20 protein-coding genes and 3 pseudogenes (1 of these 23 running past the window's edge) are annotated in these 26,041 nt (G+C 39.7%); 11 read left to right on the top strand and 12 right to left on the bottom strand.

The annotated features are described in order from the left end of the window. A protein-coding gene (locus CLV95_RS02590) for a chemotaxis protein CheW (protein ID WP_002734529.1) crosses the window boundary here: on the top strand, window positions 1-439 show its 3' portion. Its footprint begins 26 nt before the window's first position; only the last 439 of its 465 coding nucleotides appear in the window; its start codon lies beyond the left edge, outside the window; it ends in the stop codon at window positions 437-439. After that, window positions 429-2,372, top strand: coding sequence for a TOPAZ1 domain-containing protein (locus CLV95_RS02585; protein ID WP_002734453.1), 1,944 nt, complete (start codon window positions 429-431; stop codon window positions 2,370-2,372). The genes CLV95_RS02590 and CLV95_RS02585 overlap by 11 nt, the downstream gene beginning before the upstream one ends. Before the next feature lie 168 nt (window positions 2,373-2,540). Here CLV95_RS02585 and CLV95_RS02580 read toward each other — a convergent pair. From CLV95_RS02580 to CLV95_RS02565, 4 genes and pseudogenes are all read right to left on the bottom strand, one after another. Next, window positions 2,541-2,777 (bottom strand): annotated as a pseudogene (locus tag CLV95_RS02580) (IS66 family transposase); the annotation flags it as partial. 137 nt (window positions 2,778-2,914) lie between these two features. Then, window positions 2,915-3,433, bottom strand: coding sequence for an LIC_12238 family plasminogen-binding lipoprotein (locus tag CLV95_RS02575; protein ID WP_002734539.1), 519 nt, complete (start codon window positions 3,431-3,433; stop codon window positions 2,915-2,917). Then, window positions 3,430-3,621, bottom strand: coding sequence for a hypothetical protein (locus tag CLV95_RS02570; protein WP_002724547.1), 192 nt, complete (start codon window positions 3,619-3,621; stop codon window positions 3,430-3,432). Before CLV95_RS02570 ends, CLV95_RS02575 begins: the two co-directional genes overlap by 4 nt. Before the next feature lie 565 nt (window positions 3,622-4,186). After that, window positions 4,187-4,627 (bottom strand): CBS domain-containing protein, encoded by a 441-nt coding sequence (locus CLV95_RS02565; protein WP_002734399.1) that lies wholly within the window; start codon window positions 4,625-4,627, stop codon window positions 4,187-4,189. 378 nt (window positions 4,628-5,005) lie between these two features. Between CLV95_RS02565 and CLV95_RS02560 the strand changes: the two genes are divergently transcribed. The 3 genes from CLV95_RS02560 (at window position 5,006) to CLV95_RS02545 (ending at window position 9,487) form a co-directional block, all read left to right on the top strand. Next, window positions 5,006-6,481, top strand: coding sequence for an ATP-binding response regulator (locus tag CLV95_RS02560; RefSeq protein ID WP_002724538.1), 1,476 nt, complete (start codon window positions 5,006-5,008; stop codon window positions 6,479-6,481). A gap of 452 nt (window positions 6,482-6,933) precedes the next feature. After that, the gene (locus CLV95_RS02550; protein WP_002734353.1) at window positions 6,934-7,989 is read left to right on the top strand and encodes a class I fructose-bisphosphate aldolase; all 1,056 of its coding nucleotides are present in this window, start codon (window positions 6,934-6,936) and stop codon (window positions 7,987-7,989) included. A 517-nt stretch (window positions 7,990-8,506) separates the two neighbouring features. Beyond that, a complete protein-coding gene (locus CLV95_RS02545; RefSeq protein ID WP_002724581.1) occupies window positions 8,507-9,487 on the top strand; it encodes a cysteine synthase A in 981 nt (326 codons plus the stop codon). A 326-nt stretch (window positions 9,488-9,813) separates the two neighbouring features. Here CLV95_RS02545 and CLV95_RS02540 read toward each other — a convergent pair whose 3' ends face one another. Continuing rightward, the gene (locus CLV95_RS02540) at window positions 9,814-10,836 is read right to left on the bottom strand and encodes an LA_0442/LA_0875 N-terminal domain-containing protein (RefSeq protein WP_002734481.1); all 1,023 of its coding nucleotides are present in this window, start codon (window positions 10,834-10,836) and stop codon (window positions 9,814-9,816) included. A 131-nt stretch (window positions 10,837-10,967) separates the two neighbouring features. Here CLV95_RS02540 and CLV95_RS20225 point away from each other — a divergent pair. Beyond that, a pseudogene (locus tag CLV95_RS20225) lies at window positions 10,968-11,048 on the top strand (transposase); the annotation flags it as partial. Window positions 11,049-11,478: 430 nt separating this feature from the next. Continuing rightward, window positions 11,479-11,745 carry an LIC_11321 family protein gene (locus tag CLV95_RS02525; protein ID WP_011669909.1) on the top strand — a complete coding sequence of 89 codons (267 nt, stop codon included), beginning with the start codon at window positions 11,479-11,481 and terminating at the stop codon, window positions 11,743-11,745. 256 nt (window positions 11,746-12,001) lie between these two features. On the opposite strand, the gene CLV95_RS02520 is transcribed toward CLV95_RS02525, so the two are convergent. Next, window positions 12,002-13,270, bottom strand: coding sequence for a sensor histidine kinase (locus CLV95_RS02520; RefSeq protein ID WP_002734465.1), 1,269 nt, complete (start codon window positions 13,268-13,270; stop codon window positions 12,002-12,004). A gap of 311 nt (window positions 13,271-13,581) precedes the next feature. Here CLV95_RS02520 and CLV95_RS02515 point away from each other — a divergent pair, with 311 nt between their 5' ends. The 4 genes from CLV95_RS02515 to CLV95_RS02500 all read left to right on the top strand — a co-directional run bounded on the left by CLV95_RS02515 (window position 13,582) and on the right by CLV95_RS02500 (window position 17,723). Next, window positions 13,582-15,588 (top strand): right-handed parallel beta-helix repeat-containing protein, encoded by a 2,007-nt coding sequence (locus CLV95_RS02515; RefSeq protein WP_002734358.1) that lies wholly within the window; start codon window positions 13,582-13,584, stop codon window positions 15,586-15,588. A 39-nt stretch (window positions 15,589-15,627) separates the two neighbouring features. Beyond that, window positions 15,628-15,942 carry a PLDc N-terminal domain-containing protein gene (locus CLV95_RS02510; protein WP_002734573.1) on the top strand — a complete coding sequence of 105 codons (315 nt, stop codon included), beginning with the start codon at window positions 15,628-15,630 and terminating at the stop codon, window positions 15,940-15,942. A gap of 5 nt (window positions 15,943-15,947) precedes the next feature. Continuing rightward, the gene (locus CLV95_RS02505; RefSeq protein WP_002725880.1) at window positions 15,948-16,964 is read left to right on the top strand and encodes a multicopper oxidase domain-containing protein; all 1,017 of its coding nucleotides are present in this window, start codon (window positions 15,948-15,950) and stop codon (window positions 16,962-16,964) included. Between the two features lie 162 nt (window positions 16,965-17,126). Further along, complete coding sequence (locus CLV95_RS02500; protein WP_002731151.1) at window positions 17,127-17,723, top strand: SCO family protein; 597 nt, start codon at window positions 17,127-17,129, stop codon at window positions 17,721-17,723. Window positions 17,724-18,118: 395 nt separating this feature from the next. On the opposite strand, the gene CLV95_RS02495 is transcribed toward CLV95_RS02500, so the two are convergent. The 6 genes and pseudogenes from CLV95_RS02495 to CLV95_RS02460 form a co-directional block, all read right to left on the bottom strand. After that, window positions 18,119-18,646 carry a DUF1564 domain-containing protein gene (locus tag CLV95_RS02495; protein ID WP_002734588.1) on the bottom strand — a complete coding sequence of 176 codons (528 nt, stop codon included), beginning with the start codon at window positions 18,644-18,646 and terminating at the stop codon, window positions 18,119-18,121. 1,221 nt (window positions 18,647-19,867) lie between these two features. Further along, window positions 19,868-20,215: pseudogene (locus tag CLV95_RS02490) on the bottom strand (DMT family protein). A gap of 792 nt (window positions 20,216-21,007) precedes the next feature. Further along, complete coding sequence (locus CLV95_RS02485; protein WP_002725849.1) at window positions 21,008-21,406, bottom strand: Hsp20/alpha crystallin family protein; 399 nt, start codon at window positions 21,404-21,406, stop codon at window positions 21,008-21,010. Window positions 21,407-21,425: 19 nt separating this feature from the next. Beyond that, window positions 21,426-21,821, bottom strand: a complete 396-nt coding sequence (locus tag CLV95_RS02480) for an Hsp20/alpha crystallin family protein (RefSeq protein WP_002725869.1) — start codon at window positions 21,819-21,821, stop codon at window positions 21,426-21,428. A gap of 418 nt (window positions 21,822-22,239) precedes the next feature. After that, entirely contained in the window at window positions 22,240-23,658 is a 1,419-nt protein-coding gene (locus CLV95_RS02470) for an SBBP repeat beta-propeller lipoprotein, LipL53 family (RefSeq protein WP_026054881.1), read from the bottom strand. Window positions 23,659-24,341: 683 nt separating this feature from the next. Continuing rightward, the gene (locus CLV95_RS02460; protein ID WP_002733542.1) at window positions 24,342-25,760 is read right to left on the bottom strand and encodes an SBBP repeat beta-propeller lipoprotein, LipL53 family; all 1,419 of its coding nucleotides are present in this window, start codon (window positions 25,758-25,760) and stop codon (window positions 24,342-24,344) included. Window positions 25,761-26,041 lie beyond the last annotated feature (281 nt).

Genomic DNA, 26,041 nt, shown 5'->3' with positions numbered 1-26,041 from the left:
CATTCTTTTCAGTTTGGGAGATGAGGAATATGCAATTCCGATTTCCTTGGTAGATGAGATTATTAAGATCAGCAATTTAATCCGAATTCCCAAAGCGAAAGATTATTTCGCGGGGATCATGGACATCCGAGGTAAAGTGGTGAAGATGGTGGATCTTGCCGTTAAACTTAACATTCCAAGAGTAGATGAAATTGCATACGACCGAGCGATCGTGGTGAAGGTCAACGGTCAGTCTGTCGGAATCATAGTGGATAAGGTCGCTAATGTCGTTTTGTTTCCGCCTGAATCCATCAATTCTCCTCCACCTTCCGTCAAAGGAATCTCTGGAAGATACATTACCGGAGTCGGGAAAAAGGACGATCGATTTATCATCATCATAGATGTGGAAAAGATTTTGGGAGCGGAAGAACTGGCCGAATTGGGAAGCAATGCCGGATGAAAAGAGAAATTTTCTAAGCCGTTTCGATTTTTTAAACGTTCAAACTTTTCAAAAAATAACGGTTTTTCTTCTGATCTGTTTTGGATTTTTGGGGACATTTTCCGTTTATCCGGATGAACAAGATCGGCGCTATGATTCCAAAAACTTATACGATCCTCCTTCTGTAAGGATTACGGAGCAAGACCTCAACAATCTTCGTCGGACAATTCAAGACCCTTCTCGGGATGCGATTTCTGAAATTCAAAAAGTACTCGATCAATATTATTCTCAGTTTGTCGATTCGAGAAGGATAGAAGAGGAAAAACGTCTCGGAAAAATCTTCGACGAGAAGACGAACCGAAATACGATCCGTCTTTTAATTCTCGGCATGTTTGCCAAACTCACCCCTTCCAAAATGATGAGGGATTCTCCGATTTTATTCGAACTTCATATGCTTCTTTCGAAAGAATATGAAAAGAAGAAGCAGAACGCAAAGGCGATCGAATCCGCGCTTGCTGCGATTCGTTATAGGGACTTTAGCCATACCGAAAAGGAATTCTTAGATGAAAGAAGGCTGGCTGAAATTTTCGATCCTGTTGAAAAACAAGCGGCTCTTTCCCATAGCAGGTCCCTAGAAAATTTGGAGAAGTCCAAAAAGGATCTTAAAGATTCTAAGGACTTTTTTCATCTTTTCGAAGCCAATTTGATGCGAGGTAAGGAAACAAAAATCACGGAACGAGATCCAAACGGAAAAACTTTCGAAAGAACGTTAGCCGCAAGCGAACTTCCCGCCTTTAAGGAAAAAATCGCGCAGTCCGAAAGAGATCTCAAAAATAAGGAAAAAGAATATAACGAGTCCGGTTTTTACGAGAACTTTCGAAGGAAAAAGTCCAGGGAAGATGCAGATGTCGTTTATTATTTAGCGGGGCTTGTAAAACAAGCTGAAAGTGAAAATAAAGAGAGGCTGAAGGTAGTAAATCAATTTGGTGCAGCGGGGACCGGGATTTTCGTTTTATTCGATTACAAGCGGAACACGGACTTTTATGCAACCGCAGCTCTTTGGGAACTTGCGACCAGACTCGACCCTACTATGAAGGAGCCTGTTTTAGATCTTGCGAAAGAACTCAAGGCTTCGGGGAAAAAGGCAAAAGCGGTCGATTTTTATAAAAAATATCTGGAACTTGCTCTTGTAGAACGAACCGAAGAAAACAAGCTTGCGGAAATCTATTTTGCGATTGCTTCTCTTTATACCGAATTAAAGCAGAACGTTTTGGCTTCTTCCTTTTACGAACTGTATTACAAAGCGGAAACCGATCCCAAAAAGAAAAGCTCGTTTGCATACGAACTCGGTTCTTTTTTTGAAAATAGAACCGGTGATTTGGAACGGGCCGCTCTTTATTATGGAGTCTGGCTCAAAAATCATCTAAATCCGGAAACTGAGAATCTTCCTTTTGCGGAAGTTTGTGAATTTCATCGTCAGGAATTTCTGGCGGAATTCGGAATTTCAAAACTGTACTCGTATCGTAGAAAACGCCAGGAAGAGAAAGGCGCTTTAAAAGCAGCGATCCGTTCATACGAACGTTTAAAGGAAATTTATAAAGTTGAGGAAAGCAAAAACGCAATTTTAAAAAAAGAAACGCTTGCGATCAAAAGAAACCTTTTGGAGAAAACGGACGATTCGATCATGGCCCAGTATCGTCTGAAGGACTTGGATTTTCAGGAATCTACGAGTCGTCTCGGAGTCGTTCGAACCAAATTGAATTCCACACCTGTGACTTTGGCGATGAAAAGGTTATCGATTCTCCTCGAAGAAGAAAAAGATTTTCTTTCCGCGAAAAAAATCCATGAAGACATTGTGAAGATCGGGAATCCGATCGAGATCAATCTTTCATTGATGAACATAGATCGAATCAATAAAATCTTGGAAGACGGAATCAAAAGAGAACCGTTTTGAAATAAATCTGCCCGTAAAACCTTCAACTTGAATCGAGAATACTGCTCTTTTCTTGTAGGTTTAACGTGAGTTCGGCGGTTGAAAATGAGAAAGAATTTTCTAAAAGTAGAAATTCCTAACAATTTCAGAATTTGTTTGTAAAATCGTGACTTGTGGTAGTGTAAGCGCTCAATTAAACAGATGTCGCCGCAAGTTGATGAAGATCCTTTGGGAAAGCTTCCTTGGTTCTCTCTCCCAAGATTTGAATAAATCGCGTAAATAAATATAAGGATCGAAACCTGCGAGCTTCGCACTTTGAATCAACGAATAAAACCCGGCACTCGCAGAAGCTCCTTTCGGACAACCGGAGAAAAGCCAGTTTTTTCTACCAACGACGAATGGACGAATAACGTTCTCGTTGTAGTTCCCACATTTTAGAATAGATTTACAAAGTTCAGATCCCAGCTCTTTTCAGAAAAATGAATCATGGATTCTTACGCCGAACTCACGTTTTTTTAAGGCAACAAATCGAAATACGGATTGTGATATTTGCGGATTTGTTTTTACTTCATCGCTTTTTCGATGTCATTGTCCGATGGAGAGGGAATGTCTTCAATATAAGGTGTTTGCGTGGAACGAACCAAAAATTCAACCTCGTCAATCACGTCTCCTTCGTAGGCGATTTTGAGAAGATACTTTCCGGGGGTAAGTCCTTGAAAAGAACCTTCGATCGTTTTGGAAATCGGGTTTGGTCTTTTTCGAAGAACGTCCATCTCATTGTATCCGAGTTGAAAGCGACTTAAACTCACATAAGTCACCGCGGTTTCTGAAACGGATCTGGAGAATCGATAGATATAATAAATGGATTTGTCGTCCGGGAAAATCAAATTTTCCCTTGTGATCGTATATTCTCCGACGGTCATAATTTTCTTTTCAAGAATGTTGAGCTTCTCCTCATCAAGTAATGCCCAACCGAATTCTCCGGTAGGTTTAAAACAAGTTGATGTCAGGTAGAAAGTCAAAGAAAAGAGAAAAACTCTAAAAAGGATAATAGTTTTTTGGGACACGGAAGCCGTTTTCATTTTTCTCCCAAAGAGCTAGAATCAATTACTCGAGCCTGACTCGAAATGTCTTTTTCTCTTGGAGTCGGAGAGACGTTTTTATAAAAAGTTTTCCAATGTGTATTGGGGCGTTCGGTAGGGGCCGTAAAAAAACGGGAAAGAAAACGATAAACCAGATAAGTCATCAGAATAAAAAGAATCAGTTTCATAACGTTTACGATTTGTTCCAGGTCGGATTTTCTTTTTGAATCCCTACATGACGAGATTACGCTTTACAGCGCGCATCCCAAATCCTGCGGAAGCCATCCTTAGAGAGCAGTGGCAGGGACCGAACCTTATACACAGAATTCCGGGCGTTCTATTATATAGAGTTTAGTAAATCCAAGATGAAACGGATTTGATTCGGTTCATCGACCTGTTTCTAATTTGACTTGGGTCTTGTTTCTTGCAATCGGAAAAAAGGAAAAAATTTGTAGAATCGTATAAAATCAGGGCCTTAGCCTGATATTCCGGAAGATCATCCTATCTTCTAATGACTAGTTACTATTATATAACCTCGAAAATAGTTTTCGACGTTATATAATAGTTTTTTGAAAGCAGGCGAAATGTTTTTGAGATCGTTTCAATATCTTGAAACATAGAATTTGTATACTTTGGTAAGAGATGCAGTTTGATCGAGAAATATTGAGATATCGATTATTTAGAATTTTTTAATGTTTTCAACTTTGATGATCGATAATCGTTTGGAAGAGATATAGTTTTTGATCATTGGCTCTAAATGAATCCGTTCTCGCTGTACATGTATTGTTTGAGGTTTTTGTTTTCTTCCTCTGTTTTTTCAATCTTCGCTTTGACTGCATCTCCTATCGAGACGATTCCGACCAAAAATCCGTCTTCTAAAATAGGCATGTGACGAATCCTTTTTTTGAGCATGATGGAAAGTAGCTCATCCACGTCGTCTTCCGGAGTCATTGTAGTGAGGGATGTGGACATCACTTCCGAAACCGATTTTTTAAAGAAGTCCAATCCCAGCTCGGCTGAAAGATGAAGGACGTCCCTCTCCGTAAAAATTCCTTTGAGCTTTCCTTCCGTTAGGATTATCACCGATCCGATATCGTATTTGGTCATAAATTTGACCGCATCCATCACCGAGGTTTCCGGTTCCACCGACAGAAGTTTTCGATCTTTTTTTGCCAGGATCTGTTTTATGTACATTACCGCCTCCGTTTTGATTGTTATTTCACGATTTACTGACGTGTTCCTTAAAGAGATATGACACAATGTAATTCAAGTTCTTAGAATGTCCAGGATATTCGCCCTTGTCGTGAACATGTACGACAGAAATCCACGAGGCAAAGCATAAGCTATACTTCATCATTTTCAGTCATCTACACATTCCGGGAAACATTTCATTGAGTTTGAATGCTGGTTATTATACTAAGGGTTTTTGTATAAGGTTCAAGAATTTTTCGGCGAAGTGAATGAATATCTTTTGAATTCAAACTTCGTTCAGGATAGAATTATCGGATTGAGATTGAAAAAAAAATTCGATGTGAGTAGGATATACTTTTTTCCAAGGTTGCACAGCGAAGAATGAACTCATCCGACATCAATCCTTCTTTTACTTCCATCTTGATCGTAGATGACGAATGGCTGATCGCTTTTAATCTTCAAGTTACCCTTCAAAAGTTAGGGTATCAGGTTGCCGGAATTGCAAGAACGGCGGAAGAGGCATTGGAATTTGCGGAGCGGACAAAACCGGATTTGATCCTCATGGATATTCGGATCGAGGGAGAACTGGATGGAATTCAAGCTGCGGAAAAAATCCAAAGTAAAATGGATGTTCCCGTAATCTTTATGACCGCATTTGCGGATGAGGAAACTTTCAATCGTGCCGTAAGTAAAGCATCCTTGTTCGGGTATATCTCAAAACCGTTTCAACCCGCTTCCCTGAAGAATTCGATCGAGATCGCACTCAAACAGCAAAGGAGATTTGGAAAGGCGCAGGAAGAAGGAAAGGAATTTAAGGACGTTATCCAAAATATCGGAGAGAGCGCAATTTCTCTGGATCGGGAAGGAAAAATTTTATTTATGAACCGGACTGCGGAGTATCTCACGGGTTGGATTCTTTCCGAAGTTCAGGGAAAAGATGGAGAGAGGGTCCTAAGACTTTCTACGGACAACGGCGAGAACATTCGAACTCGAATCGGAAGTGTCAACTCCGATCACCTGAAATATATCCCGTCTTTGCTAACTCGTAAAGACGGAAGCCGCATTCAAGTTGCGTTCCGTGTTTCCCCTGTCAGAGATGAAGATGGAAATGTCGTAGGTTCCATCATTATGCTTTCCGAACTGATTTCCCTTTCGGTATCCGAAAAAGAGAAATCAGAAATGGAAAAGGTGATTCAATCCGAAAGAAGATTGGATTCGATTCAAAAACTTGCGGCCGGCCTTGCGCACGAGATCAACAATCCTTTGATGGGGATCATCAATTACGGACATATCATTCGAAATCACAAAGGAGGAGACGCCGACACGAAAAATTATGCGCGTCTCATTATAGAACAGGGAGAAAGAATCGCATCCATCATCCGTAATCTGATCTTGTTTTCCAAAAAAGATCCGGAACAACCGATACGAACCAACATAAAACAACTTATAGATTCCGTGGAAGATATGATCTCTGAAATGTTGAAGTCGCAAGAAATTCGATTGGAGAAACAAATTCCGGAAGACTTGGAAGTTTTCATCCGTCCGAATCAAATCCGAGAAGTTCTTTATAACATTCTTTATTATTATTCTGAAAATCAAAAGGAAACTTTGATTCACTTAAAGGCAGTTTTGGATTATGGAGATACTTCTTATCTGAAAATTTTGATTTCAGGGAAATTGAACCTAAATCTAAACGAAGAAAGTAGATTTGAACCCTTTGAAAATTTTCGCTCAAACGACGCTCGGATCGGAATGGGTCTTTCGGTTTGTTACGGAATTCTACAAGCCAACCGAGGACAACTTCTCCTCAAAAAATCGGATTCAGGCTGGGATTTTATCATTCAAATCCCCGTTTAAAGTAAGAGCCTGTCTTAAAAGCTGTCTTCTGCGGGAGCGGCATTGCCGCGAGACTGTCATCAGTCTTTTGAATGTGGGAGTTCCTACGGATTGCATCATATTGGCGGCTTTTTCCTGTCGTTTAAAATTGTAATAGTTCCAACATTTTTGTTAAACTCAAGCCGCCAGGGCTGCTCCCTATGGGTCCAGCGACAGGATTTCGAGACGGACTCTAAATCCAAAATTCGACTCGTAAGTTGAATTTGAAGAAAATACTACCTAAAAACGTGTCCATTAAACGTAACAAAGCAAGTATCAAACCTGACCTTGTTCTTTCTCGTTAGAAGGGCGATCAAATTTCGATCCTGGGAAACCTGCATGGGTTGTCTTTAAAGACAACCAAAAATGATGGAAAAACCAGGTGGAGTGAAAAAACCTGTATTCAACATTCAAATCGAGCAAGGAACTTAGGAATGATTGATAAAATCAAAGCCGCCCTGGGTGCAGAAGCGGGTTCTCTTTTAAACCATATTTGTAAAACGATTCCAAAAGAATCTTTAAGCCTTCCCGGAGCCAATTACGTTGGCGAAGTTCTTTCCCAAAGCGACCGAAACAACAGCGTTCTCAGAAACTACCAAACGATTCTGAATACGGGAAGACTCGCAGGAACCGGTTATACTTCTATTCTCCCCGTGGACCAAGGAATTGAACACAGTGCAGGAGCTTCTTTTGCGAAAAATCCGGCTTATTTCGATCCGGAAAATATCGTAAAGCTAGCGATCGAAGGAGGTTGCAACGCGGTCGCTTCCACTCTCGGTGTTTTAGGTCTCGTTTCTAGAAAATACGCACATAAGATCCCGTTTATCGTAAAAATCAACCACAACGAGCTTCTTTCGTATCCGAACAAGTTCGACCAGATTTTGTTCGCAAATGTGGAGCAGGCGTTTGATATGGGAGCGGTTGCGGTCGGAGCCACGATCTATTTCGGGTCGGAAGAATCTTCCCGTCAAATTCAAGAAATTTCCGAGGCATTTCACAGAGCACACGAGCTTGGACTTGTCACCATTCTTTGGGCTTATTTGAGAAACGATTCGTTCAAGCCGGATAAAATCGATTATCACCTTGCTACTGATCTTACCGGACAAGCCAATCACTTGGGTGCAACGATCCAAGCGGATATTGTAAAACAAAAGCTTCCCGAAGTTTTTGCGGGTGGTTTTAAGGATTTGAAATTTGGTAAAAAAGACGATAGAATGTACACTCAGTTAACCGCTGACAACCCGATTGATATGGCAAGATACCAAGTAGCAAACTGCTATATGGGGAAAGTAGGTCTTATCAATTCCGGCGGTGCTTCCGGTGAAAATGACCTCTCCGACGCGGTAAAAGCGGCGGTCATAAATAAAAGAGCGGGTGGAATGGGACTCATTTCAGGAAGAAAAGCGTTCCAAAAATCAATGAAAGACGGAGTTGCTCTTCTAAACTCGATTCAAGACGTTTATCTTTCCAAAGACGTTACCATCGCTTAAAAGTCAGAATCCGAGTTTGAATCGGAAACCGTTCCAAGAATGCTCCGCGGGATGATGCGGAGTATTTTATTTCATTTTAAAATTTGTCCCAAAATCCGTCGAGCGCAATAGAAGCGAGACGGCTTGAGTTTTTATTAGAGTTTTTGAAAAATTAATTCTCCATTTGTTTTTGTTTCACTGAAATAACGATTGAAGCAGTTTTATTGATCCCGGCAATTGAATTTTTCAACAACTCTATTGTTATTCAATTCTTGTAGGAATTCCCACATTCTTAAAGTTTAGGGATAGACTTTAAGGTCGGATTCTTATCGAAGGCAAACGTTTTCGTTATCACTTACAAAGTACAGAAGTGATGAGTTTTACTTGTAAGTGATAATCTATTTGATTTAGAACTTGTGACGGTCAATTCGTTTTGTCTAATCCGGTTTTTGTTTGCGAGGACAAGGCTGTCCATTTTTTGAACTCTTACATTCTAAAACTTGATAGTATAAAATTTACGGGATGAGAAGTAAATGTTATGAATGTTAAAAAAGGTTTTTCCGATGCGGTAGGAAATACACCGCTTATTTTGCTCCGTAGTTTCAGCGAGGAAACCGGTTGTAACATCTATGGGAAAGCGGAGTTTTTAAATCCGGGAGGTTCCGTTAAGGATCGGGCAGCTCTTTTTATCGTGGAAGATTCTGAAAGAAAAGGGTTTTTGAAAGCCGGTGGAACGGTGGTGGAGGGAACCGCAGGAAATACGGGAATCGGGCTTACTCATATTTGTAACTCGAAGGGTTATAAAACGTTAATTATCATTCCAGATACGCAGTCTAGGGAGAAAATCGATCTCTTACGGACCTTGGGTGCGGAAGTGAAAACTGTTCCCGCCGTTCCTTATAAGGATCCAAATAACTACGTAAAGGTTTCGGGCAGAATCGCTCAAGAGATGGGTAACGCTGTTTGGGCCAATCAATTCGATAACCTTGCTAATCGAGAAGCGCATTATAAAACCACAGGTCCGGAAATTTGGAAACAGACGGAAGGACGGTTAGATGCGTGGATCACTTCTCTCGGAACCGGAGGGACTTACGCAGGAGTTTCCTTATTTTTAAAGGAAAAAGATTCCAAGATCAAAACCGTGGTCGCCGACCCGTACGGATCGGGAATTTATAATTTTGTAAAAAAGGGTGAGGTTTTTGCGGAAGGTAGTTCCTTTACCGAAGGAATCGGAAACGGAAGGATTACCGAAAACATGAAAGGGGCACCTATGGACGATGCGGTTCGAATCACGGATGAAGAATGTCTGAAAGTCGTTTATCAACTTCTTTATAAGGATGGGCTTTTTTTAGGAGGTTCGTCCGGAATCAACGTGGCCGCAGCGGTACAACTCGCCAAAGAACTCGGACCGGGTCATACTATTGTTACTGTACTATGCGATTCCGGAGCTAGATACCAGTCTCGAATTTTTAATCCGGAATGGTTGATGTCGAAAGGTTATTCCGTTCCTAAGTTTTGAGTTTGTGATTCTTTCGAAACAATGGAACTTTATCCGTAAATCTTTTTTTTGGGATTTTCATCTTTCAAAAAACGGGTTCCTATAGTCGACCTCACAAATTGAGGAACGGAATATTACGATCCCATCAAAACGGGATCGATCCATAGTAAATCCGCAATTTAAAAAAAGAATCATCCCCAATGGATCGATCGAAGCCCGTTTCGGAGAAAGGAAAACGGATCCTATTTGTTGAATATACGAAAATCATGAAATTCAGAAGCGCTTTTTCTCCGAAAACCACCCGAACGATCCTTGGAAAATGCGCGGGTGAGTTTCTCTAAAAAATCCTAGTAAGAAAGTGTATAAAGGATTTGACCGCCGATATCGATACTTTTCATTCCGCCTGTAATTTCCTTGGAAACCAAAGGATTTCCTCGAATTCCAAAACCTTCTGAAACGGTTTCACCCGTAGGAGTTTGAATTAGATTGTTTTGTGCCCAAGTTTTTCCGGTAAAATAAGCGTGTGTTAGTTGAATGAGATAGATTCCGATTGTGACTGCGGCGGCCGTATGTTTTGCGTTTTTATAATCGCCCTCGTCTGAGCGGATCGAGTTCAATGAATTAGAGTTTTTGACAGTGTTGAGTTGAAAGATCAAATTTAAGTTCGGACTAGAAGCGGAAGTCAAGAAAGAGTTGGAACTGAGGAGAAAATCGGTCGTAAATTGTTGTTCTATGATCTTTTCGATTTTCTTATCGTAAGCTTTCGTCCTATCTTTTTCGGCCGCGTCCAACCCGAAGTAGGAAAGGAGAGAAACGAAAAACAAAGTGGAATACGTTGTGCCCCATCCACTTTGTTTCATCGCGTTGTGACCCCAACCGGGAAGAATCGCGGATTTCCAAACGGGTTCCCACGGATTTCTTTTCGCCGTAATATAATTTTCCCAATCTCCGTCTCTTTCTTCCAGGTATTTTTCCAATAACAACAGACGTTTCTGAACAATTTTATAACTATTCTCTTTAATCATCTGTTCGAGATAAATGGTATCGAGTTGTTCTTCCTTATCGCTTTTTTTGCCCTCTTTGTTCAGTTTCTTTTTTTCCGTTTCGATGATTTTTGCGATTTCCTGCTCGTCTTTAATTTCCTTAAAAATGATCTTAAGAATTTTAGATTTCCCTAATTTTCCCCTTTTCCCGTCCCGAATGATGGTTACCGTTTCTGCGTCTTGATCGATCACGGTCGCATAAGCCCGTTCTCCTGATTTGAAAAGAATCGTTTCCGCAAAAATCCAACTAGGTGATAGAAGAATAAAAAATAAAAAAAGAATTTTAGACCACGCTGAGTTTTGTAGGGAATGGGCAAAAAATTTCATAAAAATAAGGTTCCTGAGAATTTAAATTAATGCTTCAGTATTAGTAAAAAAATGAGAATTGCAATTTATTTCTGACCTAGTGACGAAAAAGTGGACACCTTTTAAGCGAAGAATAGAGGTAAAAGGTGAGAATGAAAGGAAGAAGAAAATATTCCCCGGAATTTCGTGAACAAGTGATAAACCGGACGTTAAGCGGATCGTTTGTCTTAAAACCGAACGCTTTGTGGATTTTATTCGGGTTTTTCGGCGAATTTTAAACTTTAAAATAGAGTTGTTGAAAAATTAATTCTCTGTCCGTTTCTGCTTCGTTGAAATGGATGTTTGAAGCGGTTTTGTTAATCCGAATCATGGAATTTTTCAACAACTCTAATGAAATAAAAACGAAACTTAGATCCGTTAGTCGATTTTCTCGTATAGAAATTTCATTCCAATGGGATCGGATTCTATCATTTCTATCTTTCCCTTTGACGATATCTAAATCGCGCTTTAATTTTGGAGCGTAAAACTAAATCAACGTTATTATGCCCGGGTTTGTAGAGAAATAAGAAATCCGTTTGGCCCGAAATCTTTCCTATTCTAAGGATGGAATTTTAAAAAAGAAGATTTGAAATCATTACACTTTGATTTTATGGTGATTCTACAATGAAAAGAAAATCGGATTTTAAAAGATGGATGACGTTGTTGATCATTCTTACTTTTTGTGGAACTTTGTTTTCAAAGGAATCGGAAAAGTCGGAAAAAAGCCCGGCTATTTCTTCCAAACCGACTGCTCAAGGATGTTGCAGAATTAAGATGGCCGGCGGCGGGTACGACTACTTTGTCAGCACGGAAGAGGACTGCGTCTCTCATAAACAATTTCATTCTTTTCTAAAGGAAAGGACGCTTTGTTTTGAAACCTTTCCGGAATAACCCTGATTTTTCAGCGTTTTGACTGTTTGAACAAGTAGATCGATATCGGAATTTTAAGGAGTCCATTGAAAGGATATACGTTTTGTTTTACTAGGGGGAATATCCGTATAAAATGAATTATAAACACATGAGGCTTTGCGGTTGGTAGATTCGGAGATTTTTATCCAATGGAATGCAACTTCGGTTCGAAAGAGCACAATTCTCACTAGGCCGATTTATGTGAGCTATTTTTTTAGAATATTCAAAAAATATTAATTTATAGAAAGAATCTAACTCGAACTATAAGTCCGTTTTCTCTTTTTATTTCCAATTCTCCTCGTAGTTGAAAACAAAGCGCTTCGATGAGGTTCATTCCGAGAGAATCGTTGTTTGGAGATTCTTTTGTCTCGGATTTGTTACCGACACCGTTATCTCCGACCTCTAAGATTAAATATCCCGAATCGGATTTTCGAAACAAGATCGTAATTTTACCTTCTCGATTTTCCGGAAATGCATGTTTGAAGGAATTGGAAAATATTTCGTTTATGATAAGTCCGCAGGGAATCGCCTTTTCGATGGGAAGGAAGATCTCTTCTACATTACAATCCAATTGAATACTTCCGTCGTTCGGACCGTAAGAGAGAAGAAGATGATGCACTAAAGAATTGATATAGTCCTTTGCATAGATGAATTTGTAGGAATTTTTCAGAAATAAATAATCCTGAACGATTCCCATCGCCCGAATCCGATTCATCGCGGATTCGATCGCTTTTTTAGCCGATTCTGACTTTGTCTTTTCTTGTTCTAAGTTTATCATTCCAAGAATCAACCCGATATTATTTTTCATCCTATGCTGAATTTCTCGAAATAGAGTTTCCTTCTCGTTCAAAGATTTCGCAAGTTCTGCTTCGGCAGCCGTGCGAATTGCGATCTCATTCTGAAGTTTTTTATTCGTCTTTTTTTGAAGAAGGATGAGTTCTTTTTGTTTTTTAATTCCATATCCGAGTTTTTTTAAGATCGTTATCACCAAAAACGTAAGAATTCCGCATAAGAAAGTGAAGTTGGAACCGATTACAAAAATCTGAAAAGGAGTTACGGACGACTCGACCCAGATTTGATAATGAGCGAAAAGAATACCCGAAAAAACGCAGATCGACGTGGCGGCCCAACCCCAAAACGCAAAAGTCTGACTTAAAAAAATTCCACAAAAAACCGGAACTAAAAATAACCAAAGAATTCCCGCACCTCCCAATCCTATCTTTGTGTAAAGTAAACAGCCCATGGTAAAAACCAAGGACAAGAAAAAATAAGACTTAGGTCTGTAAAATCGGTTAGGCAATAATAAAAGAAACCATACGAGAAGAAGTGCAAGAGTATCTAAAATAACCACTTCTCCGAGCTTTTGCTGCCAGGCTAAATACACGCTGGGGATATAGATTAAAAAACCAAAACAAGAAGCGAAAATTAAAAGAACATGAATGAGGTTTCTCTTCCAGGCGTTTGGGTGTGTGGAATTCGGAGAAGGAAGTTTGAAGAATTCTTTCAAAGGGGAAACAAAGCTCCTAGTTGTTTCATGTGATTCTTGAAGGTTCGTATCTTTTTGATCGTAAGATAATAAATGTTCCAATTCGGCTTTGGAAAAGTCATTCTCATCTTATTTTTATGTTGAGTTTTTTAGAATATGTGGGCATATGCTCATTATTTCTAAAAGTAAGGGTTTAAAGCCGTTTAAGATCGAGAAGATTTATTTTTACCGTACAATCTTTTGGATCGGTCGCAAATATGTAATCCTATTCAGAACAATCCTCCGATCCAGTATACAATAAAATTCCAAAGAGCCCGGGGAGTTCATCAAAAATGAAAGAGTCAGGTTTCGAAATCAAAAAAGTGTTTATCTTGCTTCTGTTTGGAATTTCAATCGGGATTTTTATTTCTGCTTGTTTTGGGGAAAAGAAAGATGGGGTCGAAGGTTTCGCTCACGTGTTGATGATCGATAATTCCTTTTCTCCGCCGATGCAGAAAATTCCAGTCGGAGGAGTCATTGAGTTTGTCAATTCCGGAAACAACCCGCATAACGCGATCTCTGTGGATAAAAGTTGGTCCACGGAAAAATCCTTTGGAAGTATCGTAATGCCCCGCGGCTCCAAGACAAAAGTCACCTTTCCTCAGGAAGGAGTATTTCCTTATTTTTGTTCTTTTCACGCGACTTCAGACGGTAAGAATGGAATGGTTGGAGATGTCGTAGTGGGAAACGCTTTCTACAATCCCGCCGCTAAATCCGGCAAATCCTGGAAAAATGTCGCTCAATTTTCTGGAATTACACGCAAAGTCCCTTCTTCCTATCCTACGATTCAAAATGCCGTAGACGCTGCAAATCCGGGTGATCTCATTTTGATTAGCGAGGGTGTTTATTTGGAAGAAGTGACCGTTACTACACCTTCCATTACGATTCGCGGTGTGGATCGCAATAAGGTCGTCATTGACGGTCAGTTTCAAAGAGGGAACGGAATCATGGTCGTTGCGGCGGACGGAGTTGTGATAGAGAACATGACCGTTAGAAACGCTACGTTGAACGGTTTTTATTGGACCGGAGTAAGGGGTTTCAGAGGCTCTTACTTAACCGCACATAATAATGGGGACTACGGTATTTATGCGTTCGACTCGGTAAACGGTGTGATCGAACATTCCTACGCATCCGGTTCTCCCGATTCCGGAATTTATATCGGTCAGTGTTATCCCTGTAAGGTGATTCTTTACGATGTCGTTTCCGAACACAACGCTCTTGGTTATTCCGGGACGAATTCCGGCGGTGAACTTTATCTCATCAGTTCCGTTTGGAAAAATAATATCGTGGGAGTTGCGCCGAACACTCTTGATAGGGAACTACTTCCTCCTGAAAGAGAGACTACGATCATCGGGAACTTAATCTATAATAACAATAACCCTAAGGCTCCGATTGCGGCTTTAGAGTATCCTTCTTTTGGAAACGGTATTTTGATCGCGGGGGGAATTTCGAATACCGTGCGTAAGAACGTAATAATCGATCATGAGAACAATGGGATCGTAATTCTTCCTAATCTGGACGAAAACTTTTGGATTTCGCATAACAACGTAGTTCGGGATAATATCGTCTACAATTCGGGAAGAGCAGACATCGCTCTTGTAGGACCGATGAGCACTGGAAACTGTTTTTCCGGAAACGAATACAGGACCGAACTTCCCGCTTTTTTGGAGAAGTGGAACGGTTGCGATTCTTTTTTTAGACTTCCAATGGGAGGAGATCTTTCCATGATGCTCGGTGCTCTTGGATTGATGGTACAGGCTTCCGACGGAAATTTCCCTTCCGGAAATTATAAGGAACAACCGATCCCGGGTCCTCAAATGAATATGCCTAGCGCCGCTCCGGTGAAACCTGCGTTAACCGCTTTTGAAGATTTCAATCTGGATTTGGATAAAATTGCTCTTCCGGAAGAAACTGAAAAAATTTTAAAATCGATCCCAAGAAAACCTTCCCCATTAACCGGTGCGATCACTCTGGTAAAACCGAGAAGTCTTTTTTCGTTTTTTTATCATTGGTTGGGATTTTTACTTCCGTTTGCAATTTATATCTGTTGGACTTCCATGTCTCTGTTCGATCTTAAGGATAGAATGGATTTGGATCGAAATAAAAAGTTGTACTGGATCGCGACGATCACTCTGATTCCGATTTTGAGTTCCGGAATTTATCTTCTTGGAGGGGGGAGCAAATATCCGAACTGGTTTAAAAGGACCTTGGTTTTGGGAGGAATCATAGCGTTCTTTCTACTTTTGGTTTACACTGGAATTTCTCTGATGAACGGCATTGGAACCAAAACGATAGGTTGAGAATTTTAGAATATTCGTAAGTTTTTATAGGAGAAAAATATGGAACAAGCTGTCGTCGGTGGACCCGGTTTTTTCGCTTTATTATTCAATTTTTACGGGTACTACTTTCCGTTCATCCTCTATACTCTTCTAGCGCCTTTGGCACTTGTGGATCTCGTAAAAAGAGAGGATGTGGATTCCAAGATCGGCTCGATATGGACGGGTGTGATTCTTCTGGTTCCGGTTATAGGAGCTGGAGCGTATCTCGTTGTGGGAGGGTCTAAGGTTCCTGCTTGGTTGAAAAATACTCTCGTTTACGGGGGAGTGGGGTTTTTGGCGCTGATCATTCTTATCACATCGGTCGCCAAATTCTAAAAAAATTGAATCGCAAGCAGTTTCTTAAGTGGATCGGGATCGGAGGGGCCGGTTTAGCGGCTGGAGCCGGGATCAGTTCTGTCGGTGAAAAAGATGGAAATGGAAGTTTGCTCTGTAAAGTTCGACCTGGAATTGTAGGGGCCAATCGGGAAACCTCGATTCCGGGAAATCCTGGGAGTAATTCTTACGGGAGTATGTTGCATCCTCCTTTTCAAGTTGATCCGGATTTCTTAAATCGGATGGAGTTAAGAAATTTGAAAGTTTCTTCCGATCCGATTTTAAAACAACATTTGAATATCGTAGAAGCGCCTTTGACGGTTGCACATAACACAGTCGTCGAGGCTTGGACTTTTAACGGAGTTGTTCCCGGACCCATTATTCGAGCCAAACTTGGACAGAAGATGGAGATTACTTTAAGAAACGATTCTGAACATTCTCATTCGATTCATTTTCATGGAAGCCACGATCCTAACGAAGACGGTTGGGGACCGGTCGTAACCGGCGGGGAAAAAACTTATAAACTTACCGCAGGACCGATCGGATTTCATCCTTATCACTGTCATGTTCCCCCGCTTGCAAGTCACATGGCAAAAGGACTTTACGGAGGTCTGATCGTGGATCCTCCCGAGGGGCGTCCGTTTGCTCATGAGTTTATGTTGATTCTTTCTGGGTGGGATTTTAAAGACAAAGGAAGGAATGATATCTTCTGTTGGAACGGGATGGCAGGTTTTTATGATCGATATCCGATCAAGGTCCCGGTTGGGCAAAAGGTTCGTCTTTATATCGCGAACATGTGCGAATACGAACCTGTTGCATCTTTTCACTTACACGCTCAAACTTTCGATGTATTTCGGACCGGAACAAGATTAATTCCGGACGATCATACGGATGTTGTGACTCTCGGGCAAACGGAACGAGTGATCCTTGAATTTACGCTTCCCAAAAGGGGGAGATATATGTTTCATCCACACCAAACGGAGATGGCGAGGAACGGAGCCATGGGTTGGATCGTTGCTATATAACTTAATATGAGTGACCAATATAAAATCTTAGAACCCAACAATTTTTTTTTAAATGTAGGCTCATCGAGACGGTATTTACCGTGTAACGTTTTGGACACAGGGCGATTTATTTCTATTTTTTATACGGATTCAAGTTGCGTCTAACGTATTTAGGTGAAGATTTTGAAGGAAAGAATTCTTTTCGTAGTTATTTTACTTTTTGGAATCGGTCTGGGTTTTTTCGGCTGGAAGGTATGGAAATTCAGATCGGTTAGGATTCAAAAACCTATTTTTGTGGAAGAATGGTCTAAGGCCGTTTTGAAGAATACTCAAAACCTGAAAATTCCTTTGAATAAAATCCCAGGCAAACTCAAGTTAGTCTATTTTGGATTTTCACATTGTCCGGATATGTGTCCAAGGGCGTTGATAGATATGTCTTCGGCTGTTAAGGAACTAGGAGACGAGGGAAAGAATCTGACACCCATATTTATCAGTGTGGATCCGGAGAGGGATTCACCCGAATTACTTGCAAAATATGTAAAACAGTTTCCGGGCGAAAGATTGATCGCTTTAACGGGTGAAAAATCCGAACTTGACTATTTGCAGAATGCGTTCGGTGTTGTGTCTAAAAAAGTCAGCGCGCCTCAGTTGGAAGAAGGGTATACGGTGGACCACACGGTATTTATTTATGTTTTAGACGATCAAAGTAGAATTCTAATGACCTTTCCCGGAGGGACGGACGGAAAAACTCTTGCGGAAGGGATTCGGAAATTTCTTTAATATCCAATTTGAAGTCGAGCAGTTTATAAGTTCGAATTCCAAAAAAAATGGATTTAGAATTTCAGAAAATTTTAAACTTATAATCGTAAAAATGATCTACTACTCATCTCTACATAATAGAGTGTCTAAAATTCTTCATCAAACGCGGGATTTATGCTCAAATTAACGGTACTCTGTTTTATAGGGATCAGTAAGCGTAGAGTTCGACGGTTGAAAGTTTGGGCGAATCCAGCCTTTGCAAGCAAAGGCTGGACCGCGCTTTAACTCAATGTTGCTGCCTACGGTTGCAACATAATGTTCCAATTCCTTCGGAATTTCCACTACAATCGCTTTCGCATTTGTTATACCGAGCTCACGTTTTCTTAAATTTTAAACTTGTCGACGTTTTTGGGATTTTAGGAACGCAGATAGTAAGGAAATATATCGGTCATCGGATTTGGTTCGAACTCCAATTCTCTTGAAATAAGATTTTGTCTCCTGTTAATCTTCCAAATCATTTTGTAAGTCCAGTGAAAGCTAGGAACTCCCCTATTTAAAGTTTCCACAGTAGAATCCCCCACACCAAGATCTTCCAACCAAAGCATATAATTAAAAAGATAACATCTCGAAACACCATGAGCCGCCGCCAACACACCTAAAGTCGCCCAAACACCAGTAGGAACCCGAATACTCAATTTTTTCATCTTACCCACACTCCGATTGTATTTGATCTTACCCGCCCGATTATGCAGACGTTTCATAGACGCGATCTGCTTAGAATATTTTCTCAATAAAAAGGGAAGTTTACCCCGAAGAGCCTTTTTTTCCTTAAGATTCAAACGATCCCAATAAACATTAGGAACCAAAAGAGAATCCGTTCCTACAGCACTTTCTATCAGGGTGGATTGAATTTTTTGATTGGAATCGAACAAGAGAATGTCCATATTAGATACGGTTCTTTCAAATTTCACGGCGGAATAATTTTATAGAATTTTTTGAATCAAACACAGAGTTTAATTTCCGATATATTTAGAACTTGTCTCAAAACCTTAAAAGAAATCGGCACAATCATTTCATAAGTTCGTAATAGAGTGTGGAAATTCCCGCAGATTGTTGATTTATGGATTTTCTAACGGATTTTATCGTTGGAATACTTTTGTAGGAGTTCCGACATCCGAGGTTTTGGGACAAGTTCTTAAATTTTAAGACCACTCTTAGCAAAACGTGTGAGTTCCCACAAATTACATCGCCTAACAAATGATTTACAAATTTTTGAAAATATATAAAACAACGTGAGCGGGTGTAAGAAAGTTTGGGCGAATCCAGCCTTTGGCAAGCAAAGGCTGGACCGGGCTCTCAGCTCTGGTCGATAAATTGCATACAGAAAATATAATACAACATTCGTCTTTAGATTCAATTTAGAACGCGATCCGTAGAGAGCCATAACGTTACCCACAAATTAAGAAGGCTTTTGGGATCATAAGGATCAAAAACTGATATTTTTCAAGTGTTCCGACAAGAATGAGGCTTTTTACTTGCAAGAAGTATGATTTTGTGGTAAAGAAAACCTCCCGAGTCTTCCCACCGCCTCTCCCCTCCACCCAAAATCAGGGTGGGGTGTAAGTTTCACAGAGGATTTGTAGTAATTCCGACAGATTTATCTTCAGATCCAAGTATTTGTGGGTAAGGTTATGGTAGAGAGCGAGATGCTTTCGTTTTCTCGCATCGATCCCTTTCTCCTTACGCCGAGCTCACGTTAAATACTATTTTTATACGATCGAGCAATAACGAATTGCCGAAAGGTTCATTCTAGTTTTTCTAAGATCGTTTTGGTTGAACTTTGATCTTATGCTGAAATTAGATTTTATATACCTAAAAGTTTGAACAAAAAATATTTTATCGAATAAGATTTGGGGCGAATTTTTTTCTATAAAACAGGATTTCTGAATGCGCTAGGGATCGACTCGGGGGCAAGTTATTGATTTTTTCAAAATGGATTTTGTAATTGGATTATTTTTCAATAACTTGACCGGAGAGGAGAGCCCGACCTGCGCTTTGTACGATTTTCGTTTTATTTTACAAATGGATTCAAGCGCAGGAAGCGCCCGAACTATTAATTTTTTGGAATGCTAAAATCGGATTATTTAAATTTGGCCAACAGTCGATTAGGAATGTATTTTATCATAAAAAGCAAATCCTACCGCGGCCAAGATCAAAAGAAAACTTACCGCGTGGTTCCACTTGATTCTTTCTTTTAAAACGAAGGACGCGAATAGTATGAATACGCTGATAGTGATGATCTCTTGTAGGATTTTAAGTTGAAAGGCGCTGTAACCTTCTTCTCCGTAGCCGATTCAATTGGCGGGAACCATCAAAACATATTCGAAAAGGGCGATTCCCCAGCTGAGTAAAATTGTTAAAGGAAGACTCCAACCGTGAAAAAACTTCAAATGACCGTACCAAGCAAAAGTCATAAAAAGATTGGAACATACAAGTAGGAAGAATGTTTTCATAAAAGAATATGAATTTGTGATTCCTTGGAAAAACAATTCCGATTTAAATTTTACCGTAGTGAATTTGTTTGATTATCTATTGTTCTCTTTTTTGAAAGTATAATGATATGAAACCTTATATTCTGCTGTTTCTTCTGATTTGAATTCGTAAATTTTTTGGAGCAAGGAGATACTGATCTCCGTAAAATCGAGTACTGTAAATTTTTATTATGGAGAATCGTTTGGTTGTGGAATATTTGTATTTTATTATATAGCTTGGATGGAGGACTTAGAGCCGGTCTCAAAACCTTAGGAATATAAAAGCTACTACAATTTTAAACGCGCGCAAACATCAATGCGACGGTTTTTGTGGGAACTCCCACGTTTTTTAAAAACTTGCCGGATAGTTTATAATATTTTTTAGATAACTTTTATTTTGAGCTTGTTCTGATACGTTGTAATGTGGGAACTCAGATTTTTTATTAAGATTTCCCGCTTAGATTTGGATTCGTTGATACGGGGAAATTTTCCTTTTTCAAAAACGGTTCAAATAGGAGTTTGTGTATGAGAATTTACGTTTTATTTTTTACAAAAGAATGAACTTAGGAAAAAAAGTTGGATTTGTGTTAAAAAAATATACGTAAAAAAGAACCCCAAACAATTTGGGGTTTTTAGTGTTGGGTTTAGACTTCAAGTAGTATAACGCGTCTTTGTTGAACTTGATTGAGAAAGTAATTTCAATCTCTTGAACATATCTTAAAAGTAAATTCCGGCGGCGGAATTTTGGAAAATGAACACGCCGCCGGATAAAGTTTACTCGGAACGAACCTCTATTTTTTTCGTGAGCGGTTTTCTTTTAGGGAGGGTCAGATTTAAGACTCCATTTTTATAAACCGCAGAGATGCGATCTTCTTCTACAGATTCTGTAAGAGTGAAAGTTCTTCTATATTCTCCTGTACGAAATTCGGAATATCTAAGTTCTCCCTGAATGTCTTGACTTGAAGTTTTTCCGGAAATGGTCAGTTGGTCCTTTTCCAGTTGAACTTGAACGTCTTTTTCTTCCACACCCGGAAGATCCGCAAGCAGATAGATATTTTCTTCGTCGGAATAGACGTCCACTCTGGGAGTGAGAATTTTTACTCTCTCTTTTTTGGCTTCCTGAGGAGAGTGCCCCTCGGTACGGTTTTCTTGATTTAGAACTGCGTTTGTCATATGTGATTCTCCTAAAAAATTACTTAGTTTGAATTTGGATTTTGCGAGGTTTCACGCTTTCCCGAACGGGAAGTGTGAGAACTAAAACACCGTTTTTAAATTCCGCATTTGCTTTTTCCGAATCGACTTCCGTAGGAAGTTCCAGTGTTCTATGGAATTTTCCATGGAATCTTTCCGCGCGATTTACCCCTTGGGTGGATTTTGGAATTTCCCCATTTAGGTGTAGGTGATTTCCACTCATGGTAATTTCCAAATTTTCCGGCTCAATTCCTGGTATAAGAGCGGTAATCGTCACCGCATCGATTCCTTTGTGGATATTCAAAGCTGGGTAGGCACTACCGCCGTGGAGTAAGAACGGGTTCCAAAGGCTGGAAAACTGGTTTTGGAGATCTTCAAGGATTCTAAATTCATTCATGGTTTTTGATACCTCTTTTGGCAATCTAAAACTTAGAGTGCTAAAATGTTAAAAAAGTTCCAGCATTTTTTAAAAAAATTAGCAATCTTTTTTATTAAGTGCTAATTTTTTAGGAAATAAAATTAGATGTAGAACTCAAAAAATGAACCGAATTTTACCGATTCCTTTGATTTCCGAATGGCAGTATCTTTAAAAATTGAGATTCTGCTTCAATTTACTTCTGGGAACGTATGAAAATAATACATGAGTTTGTCCCCAAAAAATTAGAGGATAGATTTTTCCAAAAAAGGTCATAAATTCTATGTTAGACGTAATTTTTGAGAACTTCCTCACCTCCGTAAAGTCGACTATTTTAGTACAATTGCCTGAGTGATATATGAGTGTTTTATTATAAGGTTTCTCGAGTAAGAAAAAATAATTATTCATATTTTATAAGGAACATGTCATTTGCTCCAATGATTGGGGTTTCGTTGATTCCTCTGTTTGTGTTTCCGATAACGTAGAGATTTCCTTTTGAATCAAGTCCGAGCCCATTTCCGAAAATGGTTGCATTGGGGATACCAATTTGTTGCATCCATTTAATTTGTCCGGATGAATTGTGTTTTGTAATAAATGCATCTTGAACTCCTGAAGAATTATCTGTTCCGTTTAAGATATTTCCATTTGTATGACCCGTAGTAAAAATATTTCCATGTATATCGGTTATGATAGAAAGGATCACCGCTTGTTCTGGAGGAGCGCTATCGGGACCGAATTGTTGAACCCATTGTAAGTTGCCGAATGAATCATATTTTACTATGGTTCCAAGCCAACTCGTTCCGGTTAATTGATCATTAAAACGACCGTTACTCGTTCCACTTACAATAACATTTCCGGATAAATCTACAGTTACGGATTTACTATGAAAGGATTTTCCCAAGGAACCTAATTGAGCGAAAAATTGACGATTACCGTTATTGTCGTATTTAAGTATAAAAAGATCATCAATTCCGGTTCCCGACGCGGTGTCTTTTTTATAGTCTGCGTTCCCAGAGCCGGTGATATAAATGTCACTCGTGGTTTTGTTAATTACCAGCCCTTCCGGAAAACTCCTTGTATTAGGGATTGCGATTTGTTTGACCCAATTTTTATTTCCCTTGTCATCAAACTTGGCGATAAATCCGTTGGATCCACTGAGAGGGCCGCCGAAAGGTCCGGTCGATTTTCCAGTTATATAAATGTTTCCCGACGGATCTAACGCAATTTTGGAAGGTAAAATAGAATGATTTGGAATGCCATTTTGCAGAGACCAAAGTTCATTTCCATTGGAATCGAATTTAATTAGAAACAAATCATCCTCACCTTCTTGTTTCGCGCCTCGAAAAAGTTCTTTTGTACTACCGATTATATACGTGTTTTCGTTCGAATCGACTGCAATATCTTCCACCTTTAATCTTACTCTCGCATTCCCAATTTGATAAGTCCAAATTGGATTCATTTGAGAATCATATTTTCCGAAAATGAGATCTCTAGTCCCGATGGAATTTGCCGCTCTGTAAACGCTTCCGTTCGTATCTCCTGTGATGTAGATAAAACCTTTTTCGTCCACAATCAAACTTTTACCGGAAGTATCTGCGTTAGGCGCTCCAAGTAGCAAGGTATGCTTTAATGTTAATTTGTCCGAATCTTGAGGGGTTGATAGTTCGGATAAATTGTCATTGCCAATGATCTCTTCGATTTCCTTTTGAATTAGGAATTGTATCCAATAGTTATTTGGTCCGGGGGCGGGCACGCCTACTATTTTGGCGGGTGTGCACATTTGAAAGAATGTAAGTAAAAAAATGTAAAATCGTTTCATAATTTTTTCAAGCTTTAGATCCGGTCTCAAAACTGTCTTCTGTGGGAGCGGCATTGCTGTGACACTGTCATCAGTCTTTTGAATGTGAGAGTTCCTACAGAAACCGCTGTATTAGCGGTTTTTTCCTGTCGTTCAAAATTGTAATAGTTCCTACATGTTTCTTAAACTCAAGCCGCCACGACTTCCTATGAGTTCCCCGCGGCGGGATTTGAGACAGGTTTTTAATATTCGACTCAAATGATCTATAATATTTAGGATAGAGATTTAATTGATAGTAGGGCGATTCACCCTATTTTTATTAAATAATATTAGAAAATAGAATTAAACTGGGGCAAAAAGCGTGAATTAAAAGGCGATTCAATCATTTGTATTTTGGACGTATAAGAAATAAAATATCATTTTTTGCAGTGAAATATACATATATAAAAAAGAATTATTTCCCAGTAGAAAGTATATGTAATATTCTGAATATATCTAATTCGACTATGCCAAAATATATTACGACAAAAAAGGAGACGTTCGGTTTGAGGATATCTGAGTTCCGTCGAGTTTCGAAGGAAAAATCCGCATAGACTGTTTGCCAATTGGGAAAGTGGCGCTATCTCAAAAATACTTTATCTTTGTTTAAAATGCCAATTCCAATCATTCTAAGATATTTTTGAGATAGCTTCTAAAAAAAATGATCATTTATATTTTACTATAAAGATATCAGTGTCTCCATGCATAGGAGCCCCGTTTATTCCTCGGGTCGTATCTCCAATCGTGTAAAGATTTCCTTCTCGGTCTTTTACAATTCCGTTTCCAGATGCTTCTGCTTCGGGGCTACCAATTCGTTCTATCCATTTGTTTTGTCCGGATGAATTGTGCTTTGTGAGAAAGGCATCGCTATGTCCTAACGAATCATCCCCTCCATCCGCGATATTTCCGTTGGTAGAACCGGTTGTAAAAATATTTCCACTTTTGTCGGTAGTGATCGAATTGATTGTGGTACGTTTTGCTAAACTACTGGTTGGGCCGAATTGACGGATCCATTGTAACGTGCCGTGTGAATCGTATTTGGCTATGGTTCCGAGTCTATTCGTTCCGCCTAACGTTGTTTCGAATCGACCGTTACTTGATACGCCTATCAAGATATTTCCAAATGGATCTACGGCTATGGAACTATTATCAAAGAACTTGTCAGTAGAGCCGAGTTGGGCGAAAAATCGCCCATTCCCATTGCTGTCGTATTTAAAAATAAACATGTCCCTGATTCCGATACTGGGGAGTGTATTTGTCTCATAGTTTGCCTCTCCGATACCGGTTATATAAACATTGTTTGTAGTCTTGTCGAAGGCGATTCCTGTCGGATGATCGTCCACTCCATCGACTCCAATTTGACGGACCCAATCCTCGTCTCCGTTGCTTTTAAACTTAATAATAAATCCGTTTGATCCGATCAGAGGACCTCCAAAGGGGGCGTCTGTATGTCCAACTATATAAATATTTCCAGCCGAATCTAACGTCATTTTGTCGGAAAATACTCCATGATTTGCCATCCCCTTTTGTCTAGACCAGATTTGATTTCCGTTGGAATCGAGTTTGATTAGGAACATGTCTTCTATTCCCGTAAGTGCTCCCGGATAATTTCTGTTTGTGTTGCCGGTTATATACACGTTATCGCTTGTATCGACTGCAATATCTCTTGCTAACAAAGTCGTGTCTGCGTTTCCGATTTGTTTCGTCCAAATCGGATTCATTTGAGGATCGTACTTTCCAAAGATGATATCCCGGATTCCAATGCCCGCCGCATTGTAAACGCCTTCATCCGTATTTCCCATGATATAAATAAAACCTTTTTCGTCCATGGCTAGGTTTTGACTTACAGTTCTCGCGTTAGGTGCTCCGATTGACAGTGTGCGTTCTAATTCAAATGTTTTGGAATCTTCGAGGTCGGCGGATTCGGAAAAAACGTTATCGATTGCTTCCGTTTCAATTCTTGCGATTCCTCGAGCTAAAAATTGAATCCACGAGTCGTTTATTCCCGGGGCCGCCACGCCTAAGATCTTAGCCGGAGTGCAAGCCTGAAGAAATATAAAAAGAAAAACAAAAATGTGATTCATGATACTTTTCCCAATTTCCAAACGTTATTTTCGACTAAAACCTTCGAGGCTTTTTGAGATAGAAACTTTTCAGGGTATAGGGTATTTTCCCCTACATGATAGAATCTATAACGTGAGTTCGGTGTAATTAACGCGAAAGGGATCGATGCGAGGTCAAGTTATTGTTATTGGTATTTTATGAAAATTGAATCTGATTCCGGAGTTCCACATAACTTGACCGGAGCTGAGAGCCCGGTCCAGCCTTTGTTTGCAAAGGCTGGATTCGCCCAAACTTTTTTATA

It is taken from the genome of Leptospira borgpetersenii serovar Javanica, assembly GCF_003046425.1.
Taxonomy (GTDB): domain Bacteria; phylum Spirochaetota; class Leptospiria; order Leptospirales; family Leptospiraceae; genus Leptospira; species Leptospira borgpetersenii.
Note: the sequence above shows the minus strand (reverse complement) of the source record. Positions and strands in the feature narration are given on the sequence as shown.

Coding starts and splice junctions, on each gene's coding strand:
- CLV95_RS02585 (WP_002734453.1), top strand. CDS start 429: ATGCCGGATGAAAAGAGAAATTTTCTAAGCCGTTTCGATTTTTTAAAC.
- CLV95_RS02575 (WP_002734539.1), bottom strand. CDS start 3,433: ATGAAAACGGCTTCCGTGTCCCAAAAAACTATTATCCTTTTTAGAGTT.
- CLV95_RS02570 (WP_002724547.1), bottom strand. CDS start 3,621: ATGAAACTGATTCTTTTTATTCTGATGACTTATCTGGTTTATCGTTTT.
- CLV95_RS02565 (WP_002734399.1), bottom strand. CDS start 4,627: ATGTACATAAAACAGATCCTGGCAAAAAAAGATCGAAAACTTCTGTCG.
- CLV95_RS02560 (WP_002724538.1), top strand. CDS start 5,006: ATGAACTCATCCGACATCAATCCTTCTTTTACTTCCATCTTGATCGTA.
- CLV95_RS02550 (WP_002734353.1), top strand. CDS start 6,934: ATGATTGATAAAATCAAAGCCGCCCTGGGTGCAGAAGCGGGTTCTCTT.
- CLV95_RS02545 (WP_002724581.1), top strand. CDS start 8,507: ATGAATGTTAAAAAAGGTTTTTCCGATGCGGTAGGAAATACACCGCTT.
- CLV95_RS02540 (WP_002734481.1), bottom strand. CDS start 10,836: ATGAAATTTTTTGCCCATTCCCTACAAAACTCAGCGTGGTCTAAAATT.
- CLV95_RS02525 (WP_011669909.1), top strand. CDS start 11,479: ATGAAAAGAAAATCGGATTTTAAAAGATGGATGACGTTGTTGATCATT.
- CLV95_RS02515 (WP_002734358.1), top strand. CDS start 13,582: ATGAAAGAGTCAGGTTTCGAAATCAAAAAAGTGTTTATCTTGCTTCTG.
- CLV95_RS02510 (WP_002734573.1), top strand. CDS start 15,628: ATGGAACAAGCTGTCGTCGGTGGACCCGGTTTTTTCGCTTTATTATTC.
- CLV95_RS02495 (WP_002734588.1), bottom strand. CDS start 18,646: ATGGACATTCTCTTGTTCGATTCCAATCAAAAAATTCAATCCACCCTG.
- CLV95_RS02485 (WP_002725849.1), bottom strand. CDS start 21,406: ATGACAAACGCAGTTCTAAATCAAGAAAACCGTACCGAGGGGCACTCT.
- CLV95_RS02480 (WP_002725869.1), bottom strand. CDS start 21,821: ATGAATGAATTTAGAATCCTTGAAGATCTCCAAAACCAGTTTTCCAGC.
- CLV95_RS02470 (WP_026054881.1), bottom strand. CDS start 23,658: ATGAAACGATTTTACATTTTTTTACTTACATTCTTTCAAATGTGCACA.
- CLV95_RS02460 (WP_002733542.1), bottom strand. CDS start 25,760: ATGAATCACATTTTTGTTTTTCTTTTTATATTTCTTCAGGCTTGCACT.